At 64.4% G+C, this 1,935-nt stretch carries 3 protein-coding genes; 2 read left to right on the top strand and 1 reads right to left on the bottom strand.

Annotated elements, in window-relative coordinates:
* Positions 1–678 precede the first annotated feature (678 nt).
* Positions 679–879 (bottom strand): hypothetical protein, encoded by a 201-nt coding sequence (locus AX737_RS33570; RefSeq protein WP_156453931.1) that lies wholly within the window; start codon positions 877–879, stop codon positions 679–681.
* Between the two features lie 111 nt (positions 880–990).
* Here AX737_RS33570 and AX737_RS24535 point away from each other — a divergent pair, with 111 nt between their 5' ends.
* Positions 991–1,233: a hypothetical protein gene (locus AX737_RS24535; protein WP_066925857.1), complete on the top strand. Its 243-nt coding sequence runs from the start codon at positions 991–993 to the stop codon at positions 1,231–1,233.
* 211 nt (positions 1,234–1,444) lie between these two features.
* Positions 1,445–1,873: a hypothetical protein gene (locus AX737_RS24530; protein ID WP_197430707.1), complete on the top strand. Its 429-nt coding sequence runs from the start codon at positions 1,445–1,447 to the stop codon at positions 1,871–1,873.
* The last annotated feature ends 62 nt before the right edge of the window (positions 1,874–1,935 follow it).

Raw genomic sequence — 1,935 nt, 5'->3', positions numbered from 1 at the left:
GGCCCGCCACTGAGGGACAGCGGCGGGCCTCACATGCGACGACGCCAGCGAGGCCACGCCTCATAGCCCTGTCTTGGGAGCCGTGGCGCTGCTCTGCGGGCGTTCGGACCCGGAGGTCCAATCGCAACAATCAGCCTAGGTCAGACCCGTCAACGAAGCGTTGCAGTGGAAGCCACTCGCTCGGTCAGCTGTCTGCAAGCCCGTGCTGGCCCACGCATGAGGCAGAGTGTTACGCGACAGCGCGAGCTGCGCCGTATGATCCGCCGAGGCTGATCCGACGCGCCGTGTTGGGACGGGCCCCGTGGCTCGGTGCCACGTAGGGCCGGCGCGAGAGTTCATGGAGAACGTTGCCGAGTGGGCCGGCAGCTCGGCGCAGGGTGTCTTCTTTGCAAGTAGCCGCGATGCGAATGCCGATCTCATGCGTATGGCTCCGGCCGTAGAGCCATACCGCGAGCTGAGCCCGCCTTGCTGCTGGAATTCCTTCGAGCAGCTCGGCGAGGGCCTCGGGTGCAGCCCGGGTAAGGCGGGCTACAAGATCGAGCGGCACAGGGCAGTCGCTTGCGAAGTCCTGAGCGCTGATGGAGCGGGGCTGGTGCACGGATGAACCCTTCGGGCTGACACGTACACGCTGTTCAGCGCATGGTTAATGAAACCTCTATGCGGAGCTTCGGCCGGCTCTCAGTTGCACCATGGTGCAGCTCCGCACCAGCGCATGTGCTTGATTGATCCGGTGGTGCCAGGATCGCCGACGTTCTGCTGTTCGGCGGTCTTCGCCTCGCGTTTGTTCGCATCAATCAGCATGGCCGCCGAGAGGCAGCACAGCACGGCAGCGGCAACCCACAGGCTGGCGCGCAGGGTACGGGTGGTACGCTTCGACATGCCACTCAGGGTGATGCCGTAGCGTTAGCGAAACGTTGCACTGCGAACCGGGCGAGGCGCTGGGCGTTTGCCTGAGCTGGCCAGCATCTTCCTAGAAGCGAGGGTAGGACGTTGGGCATTCTCGATCGGACGCTCCAGGTCTTCCGCGAACTGCTCGCGGCTGAGCAGCCCGCCGACCTCGGCGAGGCCGACGCGGCGATCTGGGCCTATCTTGCCTCAGTTGACGGCTTGCACGCCCAAACGGAGGCTCTGGAGCGGCTATGCCACGAGGTAGGCCAACTCGACAGCACGTCGCCGTTCATGCCGCGGCTCCGTGACGACCTGAGACGACACCGAGAACGGCTGTCCGCGTGAGCGGCCGCTGGATAGGTAATTTCGGCAGGAGATGCTCCCGCAACCTCTCACTATTAAGCAGCCCGAACCGAAGTCTATCACCATTCCATCGAGCTTATTCTCGTGAACTATCAGAAACATATGGAAACATATCTGCAGGTGCCTGCGTCATAATGGAACGGATACAGGGGCCGCTACGAGGCGTTGCCAGGGCAGAATTATCGGATTGGAGATGATTTCGATGAAGCGTCTTGTTCTTGCTTCTACGGCGGTTCTCGCTGCGCTCGCGTTTGCTCCGGCCTCAGCCGACGCGCGTCCGTTCGGCGGCGGCTACCACGGCGGTGGCTTCGGCGGTCATGGCTTCCGCGGCGGCTTTGGTGGTTACCGCGGTGGCTTCGGCGGCTACCGTGGCGTTGGCTTCGGCGGGTATCGTGGTGGCTTCTATCGCGGCGGCTACGGCTACCGGGGGATCGGCTATCGCCGCGGCATCGGCTACGGCCTTGGCGGCGTGGGCCTCGGCGTCGGGCTCGGTCTCGCCGCGGGCGGCCTGTACGGCGGCTACGGCTATCCCGGCTACGGTTACGGCTATGCTCCGGTCGGTTATGGTGGGTACGACTATGGCTACGGTCGGCCCTACGGCTACTACGGCTACGGGTACTGATTGGCGCTGATGCGTTATCGCAGATCCTAGAGAGCCAACCCGCCCGGCCCCGCCGCGGCGGG

Origin of the sequence: Methylobacterium sp. CCH5-D2 (assembly GCF_001556475.1) — a bacterium.
Classification (GTDB): Bacteria; Pseudomonadota; Alphaproteobacteria; order Rhizobiales; family Beijerinckiaceae; genus Methylobacterium; species Methylobacterium hispanicum.
The sequence above is the reverse complement of the archived record's forward strand: the minus strand, read 5'-3'. Positions and strand labels throughout refer to the sequence as shown.

Excerpts from the sequence above, each read along its gene's own strand:
- AX737_RS24530 (WP_197430707.1), top strand. The coding sequence starts at position 1,445 with ATGATTTCGATGAAGCGTCTTGTTCTTGCTTCTACGGCGGTTCTCGCT.
- AX737_RS33570 (WP_156453931.1), bottom strand. The coding sequence starts at position 879 with ATGTCGAAGCGTACCACCCGTACCCTGCGCGCCAGCCTGTGGGTTGCC.